This is a genomic window from Candidatus Neomarinimicrobiota bacterium (genome assembly GCA_034716895.1).
Lineage (GTDB): Bacteria > Fidelibacterota > UBA8477 > UBA8477 > JABMPR01 > JABMPR01.
In genome coordinates this window covers 19742-39167 of record JAYEKW010000103.1, presented here as the reverse complement: position 1 = coordinate 39167, position 19426 = coordinate 19742, and the positions used below count along the sequence as shown (strand labels likewise).

Below are 19426 nucleotides of genomic sequence, written 5' to 3'. Positions count from 1 at the left end.
AAATGCGTACCTGGGGTCATAGGAAGAAGCGTCAAAATGGTGAATGAGACCTGATTTATCTGCTAAAGAAATATCCCGAAGGCGGTGCATTGAGCTTTGTCGAAATGGATTAAATATGAATAGCTACGGGTGCAACCCGTAGTACCTAGAATCAAGAAACAGAACAAACTCTGAAGGAGTTTAACCCTGTCAACCGTGACACCCACATATTGTATCAGATCATATTCTCTACAAAGGATGATTTAATTGAATACGTTAAAAAGCAGGCCAGTCACCATACCAACCAGTTTCCGGAGCAACTCCGTTGCGACTAAACTGGTTTCAATAGAACATGAGAAAGCACGCATATTTCATGAGGGCGTACAAAAGGTGCATTTCTTTATGAAATATGCTGGGTAAAATTTGATGAAAAAAATTTGCTTTAGTATTGTTCAACCCCTCCGGGGTTGCAATTATTGTGGTTCATTTACCACGGGTTACACCCGTGGCTATTCTGATTATTCCCCTTCAGGGAATCTGGATCTGAGTAAAAGATGGAAACTTCCTGACAATCCAATTAACTCTGAGGTACGCATTCTGACGATGAGCCATAAATAAGATAGTTTGTGATCTGCCAAGCAACCCCTCTGTCACTCCCGCTGGTCGTGACATCTCCCCTAGAGGGGAGAAAATTCGTGCAATCAGATGAGTATCAGTTTAAACTGAACATGTTAGATGTGATTAATAATTCAGATTGGACTAAGACCATGAGTAAAACAACTGCCGAACTACTACTGCCAGCAGGTAATTTTGATAAACTCAAATATGCTTTTGCTTATGGTGCAGATGCAGTATATGCTGGTGTTCCCCGTTACTCCCTGCGGACCAGGGAAAATGATTTCCGCAAGGAATCGCTGGTAGAAGCCATTGCCTATACCCATGACCTGGGCAAGCAAATTTACCTCACCATGAACATTTACACTCATAACGCCAAGATCAAAGGGTTCATGGCTGAGTTGGAACGTATGCTCCAGTATGAACCAGATGCTGTGATCATGGCTGATCCGGGATTGATCCACCTGGCTCATAAAGAATTCCCCGATCTAGATATTCATCTCTCAACCCAGGCTAATTGTACCAACTGGGCCAGTGCCGCCTTCTGGAGAGATCAGGGGGCTTCCAGGATCATCCTCTCCCGGGAACTCAGCCTGAAAGAGATTACAGAGATTCATAAAAAAGTCCCGGATGTTGAATTGGAAGCCTTTGTTCACGGTGCAATATGCATTGCTTACTCAGGCCGATGTCTCATTACCAATTATATGAATAACATGGATGCCAACCAGGGGACTTGTACCAATTCCTGCCGCTGGGGTTATAATTTTGGCCAAAAGACGCCGAGTTTACTCGAATTGGAAAGTGAAGAGATCATCCAGCCCGAAAAGTATCAATCTCCTGGTGATGGATTCTTTCTGGAAGAACCCAAACGTCCCGGACAGTATTTCAATATGCTGGAAGATGAACACGGCACCTATATGATGAATGCCAAGGATTTATGCTCCATCGAATTGTTGCAGAAAATGCGTGATGCTGGAATCGTGAGCTATAAGGTAGAGGGCCGCACAAAATCAGTCTATTACGCTGCCATGGTGGCTCGATCCTATCGTAAAGCCATAGATGATATGCAGACAGGTAAGCCATTCGACTCGAAAAATTTAGAGGATCTTATCGGAATCGCTCACCGGGGTTACATTTCTGGATTCTACACTAAAAACCCCCAGGAGTACGGCCAAAACTATGTAGATCCTTCGTCTCAGGATTTCACCCATCAGAATGCCGGTCTAGTGACGGGTTGGAATGCTGGTACACAGCTCCTGGAATTCGAAATTAAGAATCAGATCAGGGTGGGGGACTCCATCGAAATTATTTCTCCTGACAAAACTGTAGATATCATAATCGATGAGTTATTTAATAACAAAAAACGTCCCGTTGAGGTTGTTCATGGAGGAACCGGTCTGGGATATATCCCCTTTGATCATAATCCTGGTGATTTTACGGTAATGCGCAAAAAACTCCCCTAGGCCGGGATTCAAATCCCGGCCTGGTGACATCGACGATTCCCGGTCTGAAACAAACCAAATTCCCAACCTGGAGAGATACCAATTTTCTGCATCATTTTGGGCTTTGTCCCAATACGCAAGTATAGGGCAACAGCAGTGCAATGATTAAGATGGTACTTAGGATTAACCCATTCTTAATCCTTGTCATTACACTTTACTCCCCACCATCAAGTCTATTTCAAGAAAAGCATTTTGATGGTTTTATTATATGATCCAGCTTCCAGACGACAAAAATACACACCTGTGCTCACTGGATTACCAGTCTGATTAATCCCGTTCCACTGCGCTTGATATGCTCCAGAAGGTCGGTGTTCAGTTGTAAGGGTATTGACTAAACGACCCCGGACATCATAGATAAACAGCTCTACGTCAGATGCTTCTGGTAGATCGTAACGAATGGTCGTTGTCGGGTTAAAGGGGTTGGGGTAATTTTGATGAAGCGCATAGTGGAGGGGCACAGCAGGCAAGCTGGCGATGCTAACCGTTTCATCATATTCATAAGCCCCCATATCTGGTGCTGTACCCAGGTAATCATCTGATGAAAGATCTATCAACGTATCATTTTCCCAAACATAAAAAGCGGTTCCAGTATCTACACAAGGGGAGCTTTCAGTTAAAGAAAAATCTCCCCCAATTACATCTGTGAATAGAGGATCAAGGACATGGTTATTTTCATAAAACAATAATCCACCTGTCTGTAAATCCACCTGAGAAGTACCACCCTGTACATTAGAAAATGCTATGCCAAAATGACTCGCTGTCCAGTAATATGGGTACCCGTATATATATGATTCAATCTGATCGGGTGTATTGCCCCAGCAGATAGAATTAATTAAATACACATCGTTATCATCAATTCCCAGTATTCCACCACCTCCCAGGACACCATCATTCCCGTAGATAGTAACTTGATTTAGGACAGCTTCGGATTGCTCGAGGAAGAAGAGTCCACCACCCCCTTCGTTCGCAATGTTATTGTACACGAGAATATGGTTAATTGTGGGCGTACTTGTTTCAAACCCTGCGGCTCCACCACAGCCCGCAGCATGATTATCTCGAAAGGTCACATTTTTTAATTCTGGAAAAGCGTGATATGAGAAAAATCCGCCGCCATGTTTTGCCGTGTTGTTGTGTATAAGAATATCTTCTAATAATAGATCTGATGCAAAAGCTACAGCGATGCCACCTCCAGCTGATGGTTCTGGACCGTTAGGGACAGAATTGTTGGTGACGATGAGATGTTTTAAGGTTGCACTGGATACAAAGCGTACACATACCCCACCACCATAACGTTCATTTGATGCTTCTCCATATTTATCAAAGCCACTGCCATTCTGGATTGTGAATCCATCCAGGACGGCTGAGCGACTTTCTCCATTCACGATAAGCACAGTAGCAGTATCATCCAGCGAACCATCAATGATGGTTAACTCAGGTCCAGATTCTGACATCACCACAACATCCTTACCCAAGTAATTGATATTTTCATAGTAGGTACCTGCTGCCACCAGAATTGTATCACCATCAATTGCATAATCAATGGCTGCTTGAATGCCAGAGAATGTTCTTGGAACTCTAAGGACCATGATTGGTCTTGGAGATTCACAAACACCCATATCAGGATTTGCTCCCCAAAATTCAGGAATAGTCATATCAATTAGCGTATCGCCATCTACAACCAATAGAGATATTCCTGCATCGATACAGGGGGAACCATCTTCCAGTATGAAATCTCCAATGTCAGTATTTCTAAATTCTGGATTAAGATCAATATTTCCCAAGCCCCAAGTGACAGTCCCATTTTCATTGATCTCAATGGCTGCTTCACCCCCTTCGATATCTGAAAAGTAGATACCTGCCTGATTTGCCGCCATTAAAGCGTAGAACTCAATTTCATTGGGATAATTATCCCATAGAATCGAATTAATGAGCGTGGGGGCGGATCCACCACTAACACCCATTCCGCCAGCCGTAATGTATGATGTATTTGAATAAGTGCAGGCATTGCCGGTTACCGTGATCTGATTAAAAACAGGTGTGCCAAGACTATGAACCCAGATACCTGCAGCAGAATAGAAAGCGGTATTATCATACACCTGTACCTCACTAACCCGTGATGCTGAAGTCCAGAAGGTGAGACCTCCACCAGTTACTCGACCATGGTTGCCATAGACATCTACTCGTTGTAGGCTAGGACTTGCTTCATAAGCACAAAAACCACCGGAGTAATCCGCTTCATTGTTGCGAATGATGACATCTTGAATGTGGGCATCTGATCCCATGGAACATAAAATCCCACCACCCATTGCTGAATCACCGACAGCATTATTGCCCTCGATGATGAGGTTCATTAACGTTGGAGTTGAATTGTATCGACAGGCTATGCCACCCCCGACACGATGACCACTATCATTAAGTGTTCCGCTACCATTCGTAATAGTGAATCCATTTAAAACGGCACTTGTTTCACCTGAAGCAAAGGTCACTGTACTCCCATTCCCATTTCCATCGATAATTGTTGCTTCAGGTCCATTGGTTGATCGAAGCGTGATGTTTTTACCATTGAAGTTAATGTTCTCCACATAGGTGCCAGGATAGACCAGAACAATCTCCCCCTCTACCGCTGCATCGATTTGTTCCTGAATGGTTCCGAACACCATTAAGGGAAGCATCATCCCTAGCATTAGTGTTCCCAAAACCTGAATCGTTGGCAGTACTCTCATGTGACTCTCCTCCTATTTGGTATCTATGCAGAAACAACTTCTGACGACACCGGGTTGATTGTGATTCGCTGGTATTTTACAATCAGGAGCTGATTTTGTCACCTTTACAAAACCCGTACAACGTGCGAATTGTGGAAGATTAGAATATGGGTGAGCTCATCCAGGAAAGACCATTGTCATGCCGAGGTATGGCGTATCGCGATACGCCCTTTCACAACCATCACCAACACTAAATTATTGTATCCCACCATTCTCACCTTTACTCCCCACAGTTTTATTTTATAGATATTGTCATATATTGAGGGATAGCAATTAAGTTTATCATCAGGGTAACAACTAAGGGGGTTCTCTTTGTTTTTATATCGTTTATTACTTTTGCTAGTTATATCTATCACTTGCTACACTCAGGAAAACCCTCTAAAATTTGACCATCTCACCGTCGAAGATGGGCTCTCCCAAGGTGCAGTTCATGCTATCTATGAAGATTCCAAGGGCTTTATGTGGTTTGGAACCCGCTTTGGCTTAAATCGCTATGATGGTTATCAATTCAAATATTTTAATCATGATCCCATAGATTCAACCAGCTTGCCTGGTTACAGGGTTCTGACACTTCTAGAAGATCATGAAACCATCCTATGGGTCGGCACTGAGAATGGTGGACTAGCAAAATACAATAGGGATACCGAGCGCTTTAATAATTTTAGTCATGATCGCTCAGATACCAGTAGCTTAAGTAGCAACCAGGTCACCTGTCTCTTCGAAGATTCTGACCAAATGCTATGGATCGGCACCCAGAATGGTTTGAATCGTTTTAATAGTGATCGCCAGAGGTTTACTCGGTATTACCACATCGAGGGTGATGATGCCAGCCTCCCTGCAAACCATGTCTCAGCTATATCTGAAATATCCCCAGGTACATTACTAATAGGTATGGGTAATGGATCTGTAGCCGCATTTGATCGACAATCACACCAGTTTACCAATATCAAGAATGAAGAATTCTGGCCTTCTAATTCAAGTGCCAGAGTGATAGAATCCATTCTAAAGGATAGGGAGCATGATTATGTCTGGGTATCTAGATTTACCTATGGCTTGACAAAATTTAATTTGAACGATGGGACCGTGAATCATTATGACCCCGCTAATTACCCTGACCGGATCAGCACAGATTATATATTTTCAATATCTCAGGATCAAACGGGTAAACTCTGGATGGCTACTGTTGGTGGAGTAACTGTTTTTGATCCACTCACAGAACAATTTACTTATCATCGAAATGATGATACCAACCCCACAAGTATTAATGACAAGATCATTCTTTCTGTTTTTATTGATAAGCAGGGGTTGGTGTGGGCCGGCTCTGAGTCTAAAGGGATTAGCATTTATAAACCCAATCAAATCCGGTTTGAGCAATTCAATCACGAGTCTGGCAATACACAGGGACCTAGCGGTAATGGTGTTTACTCTTTTGACGAAGATGAAACGGGTGACATCTGGTTTACGACCCTGCCAGGAGGAACGAATAGATATGATCCTGTATCAGGGGATTTCAGATATTACCAGTCGGATGATAGCAAACGGGGTGTCTGGAGTATGACTTATGCCATGCAAGTTATGATTGATCAATTTGGTATGGTCTGGATTGGAACTGCTGTCGCTGGCCTTTCACAAGTTGATCCTCAAAGTGGACAGCGCCTGCATCTATATCATAATAGCAAAAGACCCAACAGTCTAAGCGGACATTCGGTCCATGCTCTTCTTGAGAGCAGTAAAGGTACCATCTGGGTTGGCACCCAAGATAATGGGCTCAACAGATTTAATCGAGAAGCAAATAATTTTAGTATTTATCAACATGACCCAGGTGACAGCTCCAGTATAAGTGGAAATTGCATAATGGCCCTACTGGAGGATCAGGACAGTGTTCTTTGGATAGGTACTACTCAGGGGGGACTGAATCGCTATGATCCAGAAACCGAGAGTTTTACAGCATATAAACACTCACCAAATAATAGTAATAGTCCAGGGAGTAATAGTGTTCTGGCACTTTATGAAGACACCCATAACAATCTCTGGATTGGAACACGAGGGGGTGGTCTCAATAAGCTTGACCCTACCCGTAAACAATTTTCAATATTGGATCTAGGTTTTGAAAATACAGATATCATTATCTATAGTATTCAGGAAGATGATCATGGATTTCTTTGGTTGTCTACCAATGATGGATTGATGAAAGCTGATCCTGAGAAAGGTTTTCTTAATCGTTATACCAGGGATGATGGACTTCAGGGTAATGAATTTTTGTATGGCTCCAGCTTAAGGGATAAAAAGGGATTTATGTATTTCGGGGGTGCTAACGGCTTTAATCGCTTTCATCCCGATTCTATTCTAAACAATCCCCATATTCCACCAGTTGTCATTACTGATTTTAAGATTAATTATGTGGATGTTCCTATTGGGGAAATGTCAGATGGTCGCAGAATTTTAACTCGCTCAATCACCGAAACTCAAGCCATTACAATAGGACACCAGGATAAAACAATCTCCTTTACCTACGCTGCCCTTGATTTTTCTGATCCCCAACGCAATCGTTATGCTTATAAGCTTGATAATTTTAATGAGGATTGGATTCAAGCTGGCTCCGATAATGATATCACTTACACCAGTTTGGAGCCGGGGGATTATGTTTTCCATGTGAAAGCCAGCAACAATGATGGTTTATGGAATGAGGCAGGAGTGTCCCTGGCCATTACGGTTCTGCCACCCTTCTGGGAAACCTGGTGGTTCAGATTATTGACATCTCTGATATTAATTTTGATGGTCTTTGTCTATGTTCGTCTCCGAATCAAGCGGGTGGAGGCCGAGAAAAGAAAACTGCAGAAACTGGTTAAGGAGCGAACGGCTGAGTTAAAAGTTGAAATTGAAGAACGTCAAAAAGTTGAAACTGAAAAAATGCAGCTGAAGGTTGATCATTTAAAGCGAGAACTGGTGAGCAAATCAATTTGTGCCACCGAAAAACAGGAAATCATGAACAACCTGTTTAAAGAACTCAAGGATATCCAAAAGATGGATGCCAATGAGATGCGCAAACGCTTTAATGGAGTTGTCAGATATTTTAAAAATTTATTCATATCTGATCAGGACTGGGATGAATTTGAGAAGTGGTTTACGGAAGTGCATCCTGATTTTTTTGAAAATCTGCGACAAAACCACAGTGAACTTTCTCAACGGGAGGTCAAAGTTTGTGCTCTGCTCCGTCTAAACCTTTCATCAAAAGAAATTGCTAACCTTTTAAATGTTCAGCTGAATACTGTTGAAATTTACCGTCACCGCATTCGTAAAAAAATAGGCTTAACCCAAAAAGTAAATTTGAGTCACTATTTTGCTGAGTTTTAATTCTGGGAGGCCTTCAAATCTCAACCATATTTTGTTTGGAAAACACTACTTTACAAATTAATCTCAGCCCGCCTTATGGGTTTGACAATTGCTAAATCTAACTCTGAAAAACGCCTGCCAATCCGGGAGGTTAACCCCGTTGAATTACTCGGCGCAAACGATAACAACCTAAAATTAATCGAAAATCAGCTGGAAGTTTCACTCTATGTCCGTGGTGATGAACTCATTGTACGCGGTGATCAGGTTAAGCTTGAGCTAGTTGAAACAATTGTCCTGGAAATGATGGCAGTTCTGAATCGAAAGAAATCTCTCGATAAAGATGATGTGTTGACCATTATTCAGCTTAGTCAAAGTGGCCAATCATCACTGGGTGAAACCGGTCTTGATTCAGTAGTCCTTTTTACCCGTTCTGAAGTGATTAAACCACGGACTCCTGGACAGGAACGTTACTTTGCTGCAGCAGTAAGCAGTGATATGGTTTTTGGCCTGGGACCTGCCGGTACGGGAAAAACCTATATGGCGGTTGCTTTTGCCGTTTCAGCTCTCAAGAATCGCGAGGTCAAGAAGATCATTCTAACGCGTCCTGCTGTAGAGGCTGGTGAGCGCCTCGGTTTTCTTCCCGGAGATCTGCGTGAGAAGGTCGATCCATATCTGGCACCGTTATATGATGCCCTATTCGATATGATGCCCCATGATAAAGTGCATATTCTCATGGATCAAAAGACTATTGAGATCGTCCCGCTGGCCTATATGCGAGGACGCACCCTGGATAATGCGTTTATCATTCTGGATGAAGCTCAAAATACCACGACCATGCAAATGAAAATGTTCCTGACCAGAATGGGTGTGAATTCCAAGATCATCATAACCGGAGATCCTACCCAGATCGATCTGCCAAGACATGAAGAATCCGGTCTATTACAGGTGGTGAAAATTCTGAGAGGTGTCGAGGGTATTTCTTTCGTTGAATTCGATGAGAACGATATTGTAAGACATAAACTGGTCAAACGCATCATTGCGGCCTATGATCAGTCCAACGAAAAAAATAGCGATTGCACTGAAACGCCCTCCCAATAAGGAGGTTTGGTTTGGAACGATTTTTGTCCTTGGATAAGTGGCAATTAAATATGATGACTAAAAGATTGGTTTAAGATCTATTTTGCCACGCAGCACACGGGTTTGGTCAGTCCCAGGATTAAGAAAATAAATAAGGAATTATCATGAGTAGAGTCAGAGCCATTCGAAAAGTTGCTATTATCAGTGCAAAACGTACTCCAGTAGGAGCTTTCCAGGGTGGTTTAGCTGCTATTCCTGCGACAAAATTAGGTGCCAGCGCTATTGTAGCTGCCCTTGAAGCTGGTCAAGTTTTGCCAGAGGACGTAGATGAAGTCATCATGGGAAATGTTATAACTGCAGGTGAAGGGCAAGCCCCAGCTCGTCAGGCTGCACTGTACGCAGGTCTCCCAAATTCTACTGAATGTATGACCATCAACAAGGTCTGTGGTTCAGGCATGAAGGCTGTCATGCTGGCCTCCCAAGCCATCCAGGTAGGCGATGCAAATGTTGTTGTAGCTGGCGGTATGGAGAGTATGTCTAATGTCCCGTATTATTTACCGGGTGCCCGAGCTGGTCAGCGACTGGGTCATGGAAAAATGATCGATGGAGTTCTCAGAGATGGTTTGCTAAATGCTTATGATGATATTCACATGGGTGTCAGCGGAGAATTGTGTGCTACAGAATATGATTACAGCCGGGAAGCTCAGGATGCCTTTGCCAAGGAAAGTTACCTGCGTGCTCAAAAAGCCCAGAAAACAGGTGCTTTTGACAATGAGATCGCTCCGGTAGAGATTCCACAACGTAAAGGTGACCCCATACTCTTTGATACTGATGAAGAACCCGGTCGGGGAAATTTTGAGAAAATGGTCAAGCTGCGTCCGGCTTTTGCCAAAGACGGAACCATTACTGCTGCCAATGCCTCCAAGATCAATGATGGTGCCGCCGCTTTGATCCTCATGCGTGAAGGTGAGGCTGAACGCCGGGGTTTAAAACCCATGGCTCGTGTGGTTGCCCAGGCCTCAGCAGCCCAGGCACCGGAATGGTTTACGACTGCACCGGTCAAAGCCATAACCAGTGTACTTAAAAAGGCCGGGATGACCCTGGGTGAGATCGATTTATTTGAGATCAATGAGGCGTTCTCAGTAGTCACGATGGTAGCCATGGATGAATTGAATATTCCACATACCAAAGTGAATGTCAATGGTGGAGCTGTTTCGTTGGGGCATCCCATTGGAGCCTCTGGTGCTCGTATTCTTACCACATTGCTGCATGCCATGGAAGCCCGGGAAGCTCATTTTGGTCTTGCATCACTTTGTATTGGTGGCGGCGAAGCTTCAGCCATTATTGTTGAACGACTATAGGGGGTTATGATGGATATAAAAAAAGTTGGTGTGATCGGTTCCGGAACCATGGGTAATGGGATTGCCCACGTCTTTGCTCAATCCGGCTATGATGTGATCCTGGTTGATATCAAACAGGAATTTCTGGACAGGGGACTTGCGACCATCACTAAAAACCTGGATCGACAGGTTAAAAAAGAACGGATCACAGAGGCTGACAAGGAGGCTGTCCTGGCGCGGATCAGTACTACTACAGAACTCAAGGATCTGGCAGCTAGCGATTTTGTAGTTGAAGCAGCCACCGAGAACAGGGAAATTAAGTTTCAACTTTTTAGGGATCTGGATGCCATTGTGAATCCTGAGGTGATCCTAAGCTCGAATACATCGTCAATCTCCCTTACTGAGGTTGCTGCCCAGACCAAGCGACCGGATAAGGTGATCGGGATGCACTTCATGAATCCAGTGCCCATAATGAAACTGGTGGAGATCATCCGGGGACATGCCTGTAGTGATGAAACAGTGGCCACCACGGTTGAACTTGCCAAAGCTCTGGCCAAGGTACCGGTAGAAGCCAACGACTATCCCGGGTTTGTCGCCAACCGGATCATCATGCCCATGATCAATGAGGCGGTTTTTGCCCTGATGGAAGGGGTCGCAACCAAAGAAGCTATTGATGAGATCATGCATCTGGGTCTGGCGCACCCCATGGGTCCCCTGGCTTTAGCAGACCTGATCGGCTTGGATGTTTGCCTCTCGATACTAGAGGTGTTACACACTGGCTTGGGAGACCCCAAATATCGGCCTTGTCCTCTTTTGAAACGGATGGTGGCAGCCGATGAACTGGGTCGTAAATCAGGTAAAGGTTTTTACGACTATCATTAAAAAAAATATGATCATTGTAGAGACGCGATGCATCGCGTCTCTAACTAGTCAGGCGTTGTAGTTAATATTTGAATTATGACAAAAGGTAAAATATGAATTTTGAATTAACTGAAGAACAGAAGATGGTCCAGGAGACCATTCGGGATTTCGCTGAAGCTGAGATCAAACCAGGGGTCATGGAGCGGGATGAGAAAGCAGAATTTCCCACAGAGATCATCAAGAAACTGGGTGAATTGGGCTTTCTTGGAATGCAAGTTCCAGAAGTTTATGGTGGCACTGAAATGGATGCAGTCAGTCACGTAATTGCTCTGGAAGAGATCGCCCGGGTTGATGCTTCGACCTGCGTAATTTTGTCAGTGAACAATTCCTTGTTTTCTAATCCCTTGATCAAATTCGGATCGGAATTCCTGAAAAAGAAATATTTGCCATTGACCTCTAGTGGTGAAAAGCTGGGTGCGTATTCCCTGAGTGAACCCCAGTCAGGGTCTGATGCCAAAGCTATGTTGACCACGGCCACCAAAGACGGAGATTCCTATATTCTCAATGGTGTTAAAAATTGGGTTACCAGTGGTATTAGTTCAGATGTTGTCATTGTTTTTGCAAAAACTGATAAAGCAGCCGGGCATCGTGGCATCTCAGCCTTTGTTGTTGAAAAAGGATTGCCTGGCTTTACCACCGGGAAAAAAGAGGACAAGCTGGGTATCCGGGGATCTGACACCAGCGAGTTGATTTTCGAAAATTGCCGAGTGTCGGCAGAGAACCTGATCGGTGAAGAGGGGATGGGCTTCAAGATTGCCATGGCCACTTTGGATGTCGGCCGGATCGGCATTGCTGCTCAGGCATTGGGAATCGCCCAGGGAGCGTTGGATCGTTCCATTCAGTATGCCAAGGAGCGTCAACAGTTTGGTAAGCCCATCGGGATGTTTCAGGGTATCGGATTCAAATTGGCCGATATGGCGACTCGGGTTGATGCCAGTCGTATGCTGGTCTATCGGGCAGCCTGGTTAAAAGACAAGGGTAAGAATATCGGTGAGAAAGCCTCTATGGCTAAAGTTTTTGCCGGCGACACTGCCATGTATGTTGCTACAGAAGCCGTTCAGATTCACGGGGGATATGGCTATATACGTGAATTTGAGGTTGAGCGTATGATGCGTGATGCCAAGATCACTCAGATCTATGAAGGAACCAACGAGATTCAACGTTTGGTCATTAGCAGGCATCTTTTAGCAGATTAATGAATATTCAGCCCGCGTGGATTTAAATAAGAATAGTCGGAAGGAGTTATGCTCCGAGAGCCTCAGCGAGATTCGTTTCCCTAAGGTGGTTACTGAGTTTCATCGAAGTGCTCTCGAAGGGCTTAATTGGATATGTGTCGATGGCTGGAGTCGTGCGCCTAACTGCTTCCAGTTAAATAGGATAAAAATTAAAGGAGAACATAATGGGATTTTTTGATGCACCAGAATTGAATCACCACGAACAGGTACTATTTGGTCAGGATGATGAAACCGGTTTAAAAGCGATTATTGCGGTTCACAATACCAGCTTAGGCCCAGCCCTGGGTGGTTGCCGGGTCTGGAATTATGAGAATGAACAGGATGCTGTAAGAGATGTACTGCGTCTTTCGGAAGGAATGACCTACAAATCGGCCTTGGCCGGCTTGAATCTTGGCGGTGGCAAATCAGTGATCCTTGGACGTGTCCGGGATGTTGGGAATGAAGCTACATTCCGAGCCTTTGGTCGCATTGTTGATAGTCTTGGTGGCCGCTATGTGACCGCTGAAGATGTAAATACCACCCCCCGGATGATGGAATGGGTTCACGAAGAAACCGATTATGTCGCTGGTCTCAGTCCTGAGCTTGGTGGTTCAGGAGATCCTTCACCATTTACAGCTTATGGTACTTATGTTGGGATCAAATCCTCAGCTAACAAAGCATATGGCTCGGATAGTCTAGAAGGAAAAACCATTGCTGTTCAAGGACTTGGTCATGTTGGTATCTATCTGGTAGAACATTTGTCAAAAGCCGGTGCCAAAATCATTGTCACCGATATTAAAGAAGATCGCATCAAAGAGATGTTGAAGATTAAAAATGTAACTGCTGTAGCTCCAGATGAAATCTATGATGTGGATATGGATATTTTTGCACCTTGTGCCCTGGGTTCGATCGTGAATGATGAAACCATTGATCGTCTGAAATGTCAGGTGATCGCTGGAGCGGCTAACAATATTTTGTCTGATTATGACAAACACGGAAAGATTCTGTTGGACCGTGGTGTTCTCTATGCTCCTGATTATGCCATCAACGCTGGTGGTGTCATCAATGTTTATGGTGAATTTGAAGGCTACAATGAAAAACGTTCTTATAGTCGCGTAAATCACATATACGAGATTTTACAGCAGATATTTAAGCGATCAGAAGATGAAGGTATTCCCACCATGGATGCAGCAGATAATCTGGCAGAAGAGCGTATTCGTAAGATCGGTCGTCTGAAGCAGATGCACCGCTCCGGTACTCGTCTGTTTTCGAAGTTATAGAAAGGATCAGGCCATAATTCATGCAAGAACGACGCAGAGCCCGGGAATTTGTTGTGCAGGTTTCATATGCTCATGAGATCCAGGATGATAATTTGGATCAAACTTTTAACCTGTTAGCAGATAACGCGGATCTCACAGAGGATCTGCTCAAGTTTGCCCGGGAGCTGGTGAACGGTATTATGGCTCATCGTCAGGAATATGATGAGCTGATCGCGAGTAAGTCCAGAAATTGGGATTTGACCCGTATCGCGCTCATTGATCGGTTGATCTTGAGGATGGCTCTCACGGAATTCTTTTATTTTAAAGATATCCCGCCAAAAGTATCCATCTCTGAAGCAATCGAAATTGCCAAGGTCTTCAGCACTGACGAGAGCAGTAGTTTTGTGAATGGCATTCTGGATGCCATCCTGAATGATGCCCTGGCTGATGGAAAGATCTCAATGATCTAACGGTGGAGCGTGCCCAGGTCACGTTCCGTTTCCATTGGTCACCACACCTGGCTCGCCACCAGCGATATCTGAATAGTGAATCGAGACATGGTTGGAAGTGGTGGATCTGTAAAACCCGATTTCTGTGGGATAGTTATCCCGGAAGATTGAATTGATGCTGGTTGAATTTGAGCCGAACCGGCAGGCAATTCCACCACCCATACGGTGGCCCTCATCATTCAGGGTTCCACTCCCATTGGTGATGGTGAAACCATCCAGAACAGCAGCAAGCTCACCCGTGAATGGGCTCCTGGACAAAACCGTTATCTACCACTGCAACCGCAGGTCAACGGGATAATATCCACCTAAAATCTGATCAAACTCAATAAAGCACTTCTAAAGCCCCGCGACAAAATTATTTTAACGCCATGATTACTAATTTTATTACCAAGATATTCGGAACCAGTTCCGACCGCGAGACCAAACAATTATTACCCATTGTTGATCAGATCAATAAACATTACGAAGCTCTGTCAGATGCTACACAGGAGAGTCTGATTGCCAAGACTGAAGCTTGGAAAACTCATATTCAGAACGAGGTTGCCAAACTGGAGACTCGTCTGACGGATGAGGGTCAGGATCACAAAGAAATTCAAACCGCTGTTTATGATCTTGAGCAGGACTGGCTGAAGGAGATCCAAACTGAGGCTTTCGCTGTTGTAAAACGCGGAGCAACCCTGCTCATGGGGCAGACCATCAAGGTTACGGGACAAGAATTGACCTGGGATATGATTCCCTACGATGTTCAGCTCATGGGAGCCATTGTACTGGACCAGGGCAAAATCGCAGAGATGAAGACTGGTGAAGGCAAAACGCTGGTTGCCACCATGCCGATCTACCTGAATGCGCTGGTTGGCAAAGGTGTCCATATCATCACCGTCAATGACTACCTGGCTCAGCGTGATTCTCAGTGGATGGGAGCAATCCTCAAATATCTGGGGCTCAGCATTGGAGTGATCCTTAATCAGATGTCCCCTCCCGAGCGCCAGGAAATGTACAATTGCGACGTGACCTACGGTATCAATAGTGAATTCGGGTTTGATTACCTGCGAGACAATATGTCTATCAGTAAGCAGGATCAGGTTCAACGAGGTCACTATTACGCCATTGTTGATGAAGTGGATAGCGTGCTCATCGATGAGGCCCGGACACCCCTGATCATTTCCGGAACTGTGGATTCGCCAATTGCCCAACGCTATACAGATCTCCGTCCGCTGGTAGAGAGTCTCATGCGGCGTCAAACCACATTGGTAAATACCATCATGAGCGATGCAGAAAAGCTATTGGAAGATCCCAAAACAGAATACGAAGCCGGTGAATTGATCCTGAAGGCTCATCGGGGCAGTCCCAAACATCGCCGTCTCCAAAAATTATATCAGGAACACGGAATCCAGAAATTACGGCAGAGGATCGAGAATGATTATCTCCGTGACAAACGGCTGCCCGAATTGGATGAGGAATTGTTTTTCGTTATTGAAGAAAAGCAAAATAGTGTCGATCTGACAGACAAAGGTCGCGAAGCATTATCTCCCAATGATCCGGATCGTTTTGTGATCCCTGATCTTCCAACTTTACTGACAGATCTGGAACTGAACACTGAACTATCGCTTCAGGAAGCCAACGAACAGAAAGAAAAACTGTACGCCTTACACGGTGAACGTTCAGATACCATTCACAATTTAAGTCAGCTTCTCAAAGCCTATTCACTGTTTGAGAAAGATGTGGATTATGTTGTTCAAGAAGCCAAGGTCATGATCGTTGATGAGTTTACCGGGCGAATTATGCATGGTCGACGCTACAGCGATGGTCTCCACCAGGCTCTCGAAGCCAAAGAAAAGGTTCAGATCGAAAAAGAATCACAGACTTTGGCAACCATCACTCTTCAGAATTATTTCCGCCTCTATAAAAAACTGGCTGGTATGACCGGTACCGCTGTAACAGAAGCTGAAGAATTTTTCTCTATTTATAAGCTGGGTGTTGTGGAAATTCCGCCTCATCGGCCCATTATTCGTGACGATCAAGATGATCATATCTATAAAACCCGGCGTGAAAAGTTCAATGCTGTAATCGAAGAGATCATAGCGTCTCATCAATCTGGTCAACCCGTGTTGGTAGGTACGATCACCGTAGAAGTGTCTGAGACACTGGCAAGAATGCTTAAGCGACTTAAAATTCCTCATAATGTTCTGAATGCAAAGCAGCATGGACGGGAGGCTGAGATCGTGGCTCGAGCTGGTCAAGCACATGCGGTTACCATAGCTACCAATATGGCCGGTCGTGGTACTGACATCAAGTTAGGACCGGGAGTGACTGAGCTGGGTGGTCTTAAGATCCTGGGTACTGAGCGGCACGAATCGCGACGGATCGATCTACAGCTAAGAGGTCGTTCTGGACGGCAGGGGGATCCAGGAGCCTCACTGTTCTATCTTAGTTTGGAAGACGATCTGATGCGGCTTTTCAGCTCTGATCGAGTGGCCAGCGTTATGGATCGGCTGGGTCTTCAAGAAGGTGAGGTCATCAAGGCTGGCATGGTCACCAAAGCGGTCGAGCGTGCTCAGAAAAAGGTGGAAGCTCGTAATTTCGGTATCAGAAAGCATTTGCTGGAATACGACAACGTCATGAATCAGCAACGTGAAGTGATCTATGACCGTAGACAAGCAGCTCTGGATGGCCTTGATCTAAAAATGGAATACGGTGAAGTCATTGAGAATTTTGCTGATAGTGTTGTGGACAAATACACAGAGCTGGAGAAAGATGTAGAACTTTGGGATTGGAACGGTTTGGTCCTTGATCTGAGTGCAACTGCATTGGTTCAACTTCCGGATGCACCTGCTGTAGATCTCGATCCGGATAAACTGGGTGAGCTTATTCAGAAACTACTTTGGGATTCTTACAACGAAAAGGCTGAGATCACTGGTAGTAATGAGAATTTCAAGCGCTTGCAGCAATTTGTCTATCTGCGGGTTATTGATGAGAAGTGGCGCGAGCACCTCTACGAGATGGATCAGATGAAAGAGGGCATTAACCTCAGAGCCGTGGGACAAAAAGATCCTTTGATCGAGTATAAGAAAGAGGGCTACCAACTTTTTGTCAAAATGTTGGATTTTATTGACAGAGAAGTGCTTAAACTCTTTTTCCATGCCCGGATTGTTGATGAAAAAGAGAATCGCATGAGACGAGCGCGAAACCTTTCTTCGCAGCACGCTGAATCATCGAATATGGGCTTTTTGAATGCGCTTCCCCAGACTGAACAAGGCAGTGCCGCCGGATCATCGCAGGCGGGACCGCCTCAAAAACAAAAACCCATTTCTGTGGAAGCCAAGGTGGGACGAAATGATCCCTGCCCCTGTGGAAGTGGTTTAAAATACAAGAAATGTCATGGTAAGTAAGTGTGTCAGGGAGATCACTAACAATTGTGTTACAGGTTTGTCACTGCCAAATATGATTTGTATCGACACGCGATGACATTATTTTTCAACTCGTAAATCGAAACTGCATAGACTGTGACCAGAATCAATATATCGAACCAGTCCTTGTATTAGATTGAATGAAAATCAACCTCGTGCATGTGGAGGGAAATATGCGTAAAAGCTTTCTAATTATCACCACTCTTGTTTTGTTAGCCAGTTTTGGCTTCGGCGAGACAGTTGTATCCGTTATCGGAACATCCACAGAGAATTTAAGTGGTATGGCAACTATCCCCGTCAATTTGACAAATACAGAGATAGTAGCTGGCCTTCAGTTCAGTATCAAAGATCTTCCCAACCAATTGGAAGTTTTTACCGTGGTACCAGCTGGCAGATGTGCAGCTGAAGAATTTGATGATGCTGATAACAATGGTATCTGGACACCAAACGAAGATTTAACAGATTTGAATGGAAATGGTATCTGGGATGGCGATTACAATGTTGTCTTTAACGATCGTGATACGACTGTAAGCATCGTGATCTATGATGCCGGTGGTAATGCTGTTATTCCTGGCAATGGTCCAATATGTGAGATTATCTACCTGATCCCTGATGCTGTTACCGATGAGATCATTGACCTCAGATTCCACGAGATCTTGAATGCTGATCCTCAATTTCTGCTGGTTGTGACCGATCCTGACGGGAACGCTGTCAATACAACCTGGCTGAACGGTTTTCTCACTGTCGGTGGTATTGAGGTCACTCTTGGTGCCGGTGGTGGTACTCCCGGTTATCTATCTACCCCAATCCAAATTGAAATGAACAATGCCGTACCTGTCAAAGGTATCCAGCTTAACATAATCGATGCTGTTGACTATCTGAGCATTGAGTCAGTGGTTGGCTTGGGACGTGCAGCAGATTTCGACTTTGTTTCAAATGAGGTTAATGGACAGTCCATGTTACTGGGCGTTAATTTCAGCGGTGCTGAGATCGCCCCAGGGCAGGGTGCCATTGCAGAAGTTGTTTTCATGATCGCTGCGAATACACCCATGGAAGATATTCCGCTCTCAATTTCTCAACTCATTGTAGCTGCAGAAGGTGGAATCCCACTACCCAGCAACGGAGGTGATGGTATCTTCTCCGTTACCGTTGGCGTGGATGATCAGACAGAAATGCCCACCGAGTTCGCACTTTCTCAGAATTACCCCAATCCTTTCAATCCTACCACAACTATCGAGTATAGCATACCTGAAGCTTCTGAGATTCATGTGGGAATTTATAATCTGCTGGGTCAGGAGATCCGGACCCTGGTTTCCGGTGAAGTGCAACCCGGTTTTTATACCACAATGTGGGATGGCTTGAGCAGAAGTGGTGCTCGAGTTGAATCAGGAGTTTATCTCTATCGTATGAGCAGTAAAGCTGGTTACAACGCAACCAAAAAATTGGTGCTACTCAAGTAATTAGCCCCCCCTATACATGCATTTTAAAAGCCCTGGTTTTAACCGGGG

General features: G+C 44.6%; 13 protein-coding genes. 11 read left to right on the top strand and 2 right to left on the bottom strand.

The features are described 5' to 3' along the window. Positions 1-405: 405 nt before the first annotated feature. Both U9Q77_06500 and yegQ read left to right on the top strand, forming a co-directional pair. Positions 406-597 carry a hypothetical protein gene (locus U9Q77_06500; GenBank protein MEA3287008.1) on the top strand — a complete coding sequence of 64 codons (192 nt, stop codon included), beginning with the start codon at positions 406-408 and terminating at the stop codon, positions 595-597. 149 nt (positions 598-746) lie between these two features. Next, positions 747-2057: a tRNA 5-hydroxyuridine modification protein YegQ gene (yegQ, locus tag U9Q77_06495; GenBank protein MEA3287007.1), complete on the top strand. Its 1311-nt coding sequence runs from the start codon at positions 747-749 to the stop codon at positions 2055-2057. Between the two features lie 212 nt (positions 2058-2269). On the opposite strand, the gene U9Q77_06490 is transcribed toward yegQ, so the two are convergent. Further along, on the bottom strand, positions 2270-4819 hold the full coding sequence (locus U9Q77_06490) for a FlgD immunoglobulin-like domain containing protein (GenBank protein MEA3287006.1): 2550 nt from the start codon (positions 4817-4819) through the stop codon (positions 2270-2272). Between the two features lie 351 nt (positions 4820-5170). Here U9Q77_06490 and U9Q77_06485 point away from each other — a divergent pair, with 351 nt between their 5' ends. The 7 genes from U9Q77_06485 (at position 5171) to nusB (ending at position 14472) form a co-directional block, all read left to right on the top strand. Beyond that, positions 5171-8212 (top strand): two-component regulator propeller domain-containing protein, encoded by a 3042-nt coding sequence (locus U9Q77_06485; GenBank protein MEA3287005.1) that lies wholly within the window; start codon positions 5171-5173, stop codon positions 8210-8212. An 81-nt stretch (positions 8213-8293) separates the two neighbouring features. Then, complete coding sequence (locus U9Q77_06480) at positions 8294-9289, top strand: PhoH family protein (GenBank protein ID MEA3287004.1); 996 nt, start codon at positions 8294-8296, stop codon at positions 9287-9289. 143 nt (positions 9290-9432) lie between these two features. Continuing rightward, on the top strand, positions 9433-10629 hold the full coding sequence (locus tag U9Q77_06475; GenBank protein ID MEA3287003.1) for a thiolase family protein: 1197 nt from the start codon (positions 9433-9435) through the stop codon (positions 10627-10629). A 9-nt stretch (positions 10630-10638) separates the two neighbouring features. Further along, a complete protein-coding gene (locus U9Q77_06470) occupies positions 10639-11490 on the top strand; it encodes a 3-hydroxybutyryl-CoA dehydrogenase (protein ID MEA3287002.1) in 852 nt (283 codons plus the stop codon). Positions 11491-11582: 92 nt separating this feature from the next. Further along, the gene (locus U9Q77_06465; GenBank protein MEA3287001.1) at positions 11583-12725 is read left to right on the top strand and encodes an acyl-CoA dehydrogenase; all 1143 of its coding nucleotides are present in this window, start codon (positions 11583-11585) and stop codon (positions 12723-12725) included. Positions 12726-12928: 203 nt separating this feature from the next. After that, positions 12929-14023: a Glu/Leu/Phe/Val dehydrogenase gene (locus tag U9Q77_06460; protein MEA3287000.1), complete on the top strand. Its 1095-nt coding sequence runs from the start codon at positions 12929-12931 to the stop codon at positions 14021-14023. 20 nt (positions 14024-14043) lie between these two features. Next, a complete protein-coding gene (nusB, locus tag U9Q77_06455) occupies positions 14044-14472 on the top strand; it encodes a transcription antitermination factor NusB (GenBank protein MEA3286999.1) in 429 nt (142 codons plus the stop codon). Between the two features lie 18 nt (positions 14473-14490). On the opposite strand, the gene U9Q77_06450 is transcribed toward nusB, so the two are convergent. Next, positions 14491-14769 (bottom strand): hypothetical protein, encoded by a 279-nt coding sequence (locus U9Q77_06450; GenBank protein MEA3286998.1) that lies wholly within the window; start codon positions 14767-14769, stop codon positions 14491-14493. A gap of 110 nt (positions 14770-14879) precedes the next feature. Between U9Q77_06450 and secA the strand changes: the two genes are divergently transcribed. Together secA and U9Q77_06440 are read left to right on the top strand one after the other, a co-directional pair. Beyond that, the gene (gene secA, locus U9Q77_06445) at positions 14880-17900 is read left to right on the top strand and encodes a preprotein translocase subunit SecA (protein ID MEA3286997.1); all 3021 of its coding nucleotides are present in this window, start codon (positions 14880-14882) and stop codon (positions 17898-17900) included. 191 nt (positions 17901-18091) lie between these two features. Then, on the top strand, positions 18092-19378 hold the full coding sequence (locus tag U9Q77_06440) for a FlgD immunoglobulin-like domain containing protein (protein ID MEA3286996.1): 1287 nt from the start codon (positions 18092-18094) through the stop codon (positions 19376-19378). Positions 19379-19426 lie beyond the last annotated feature (48 nt).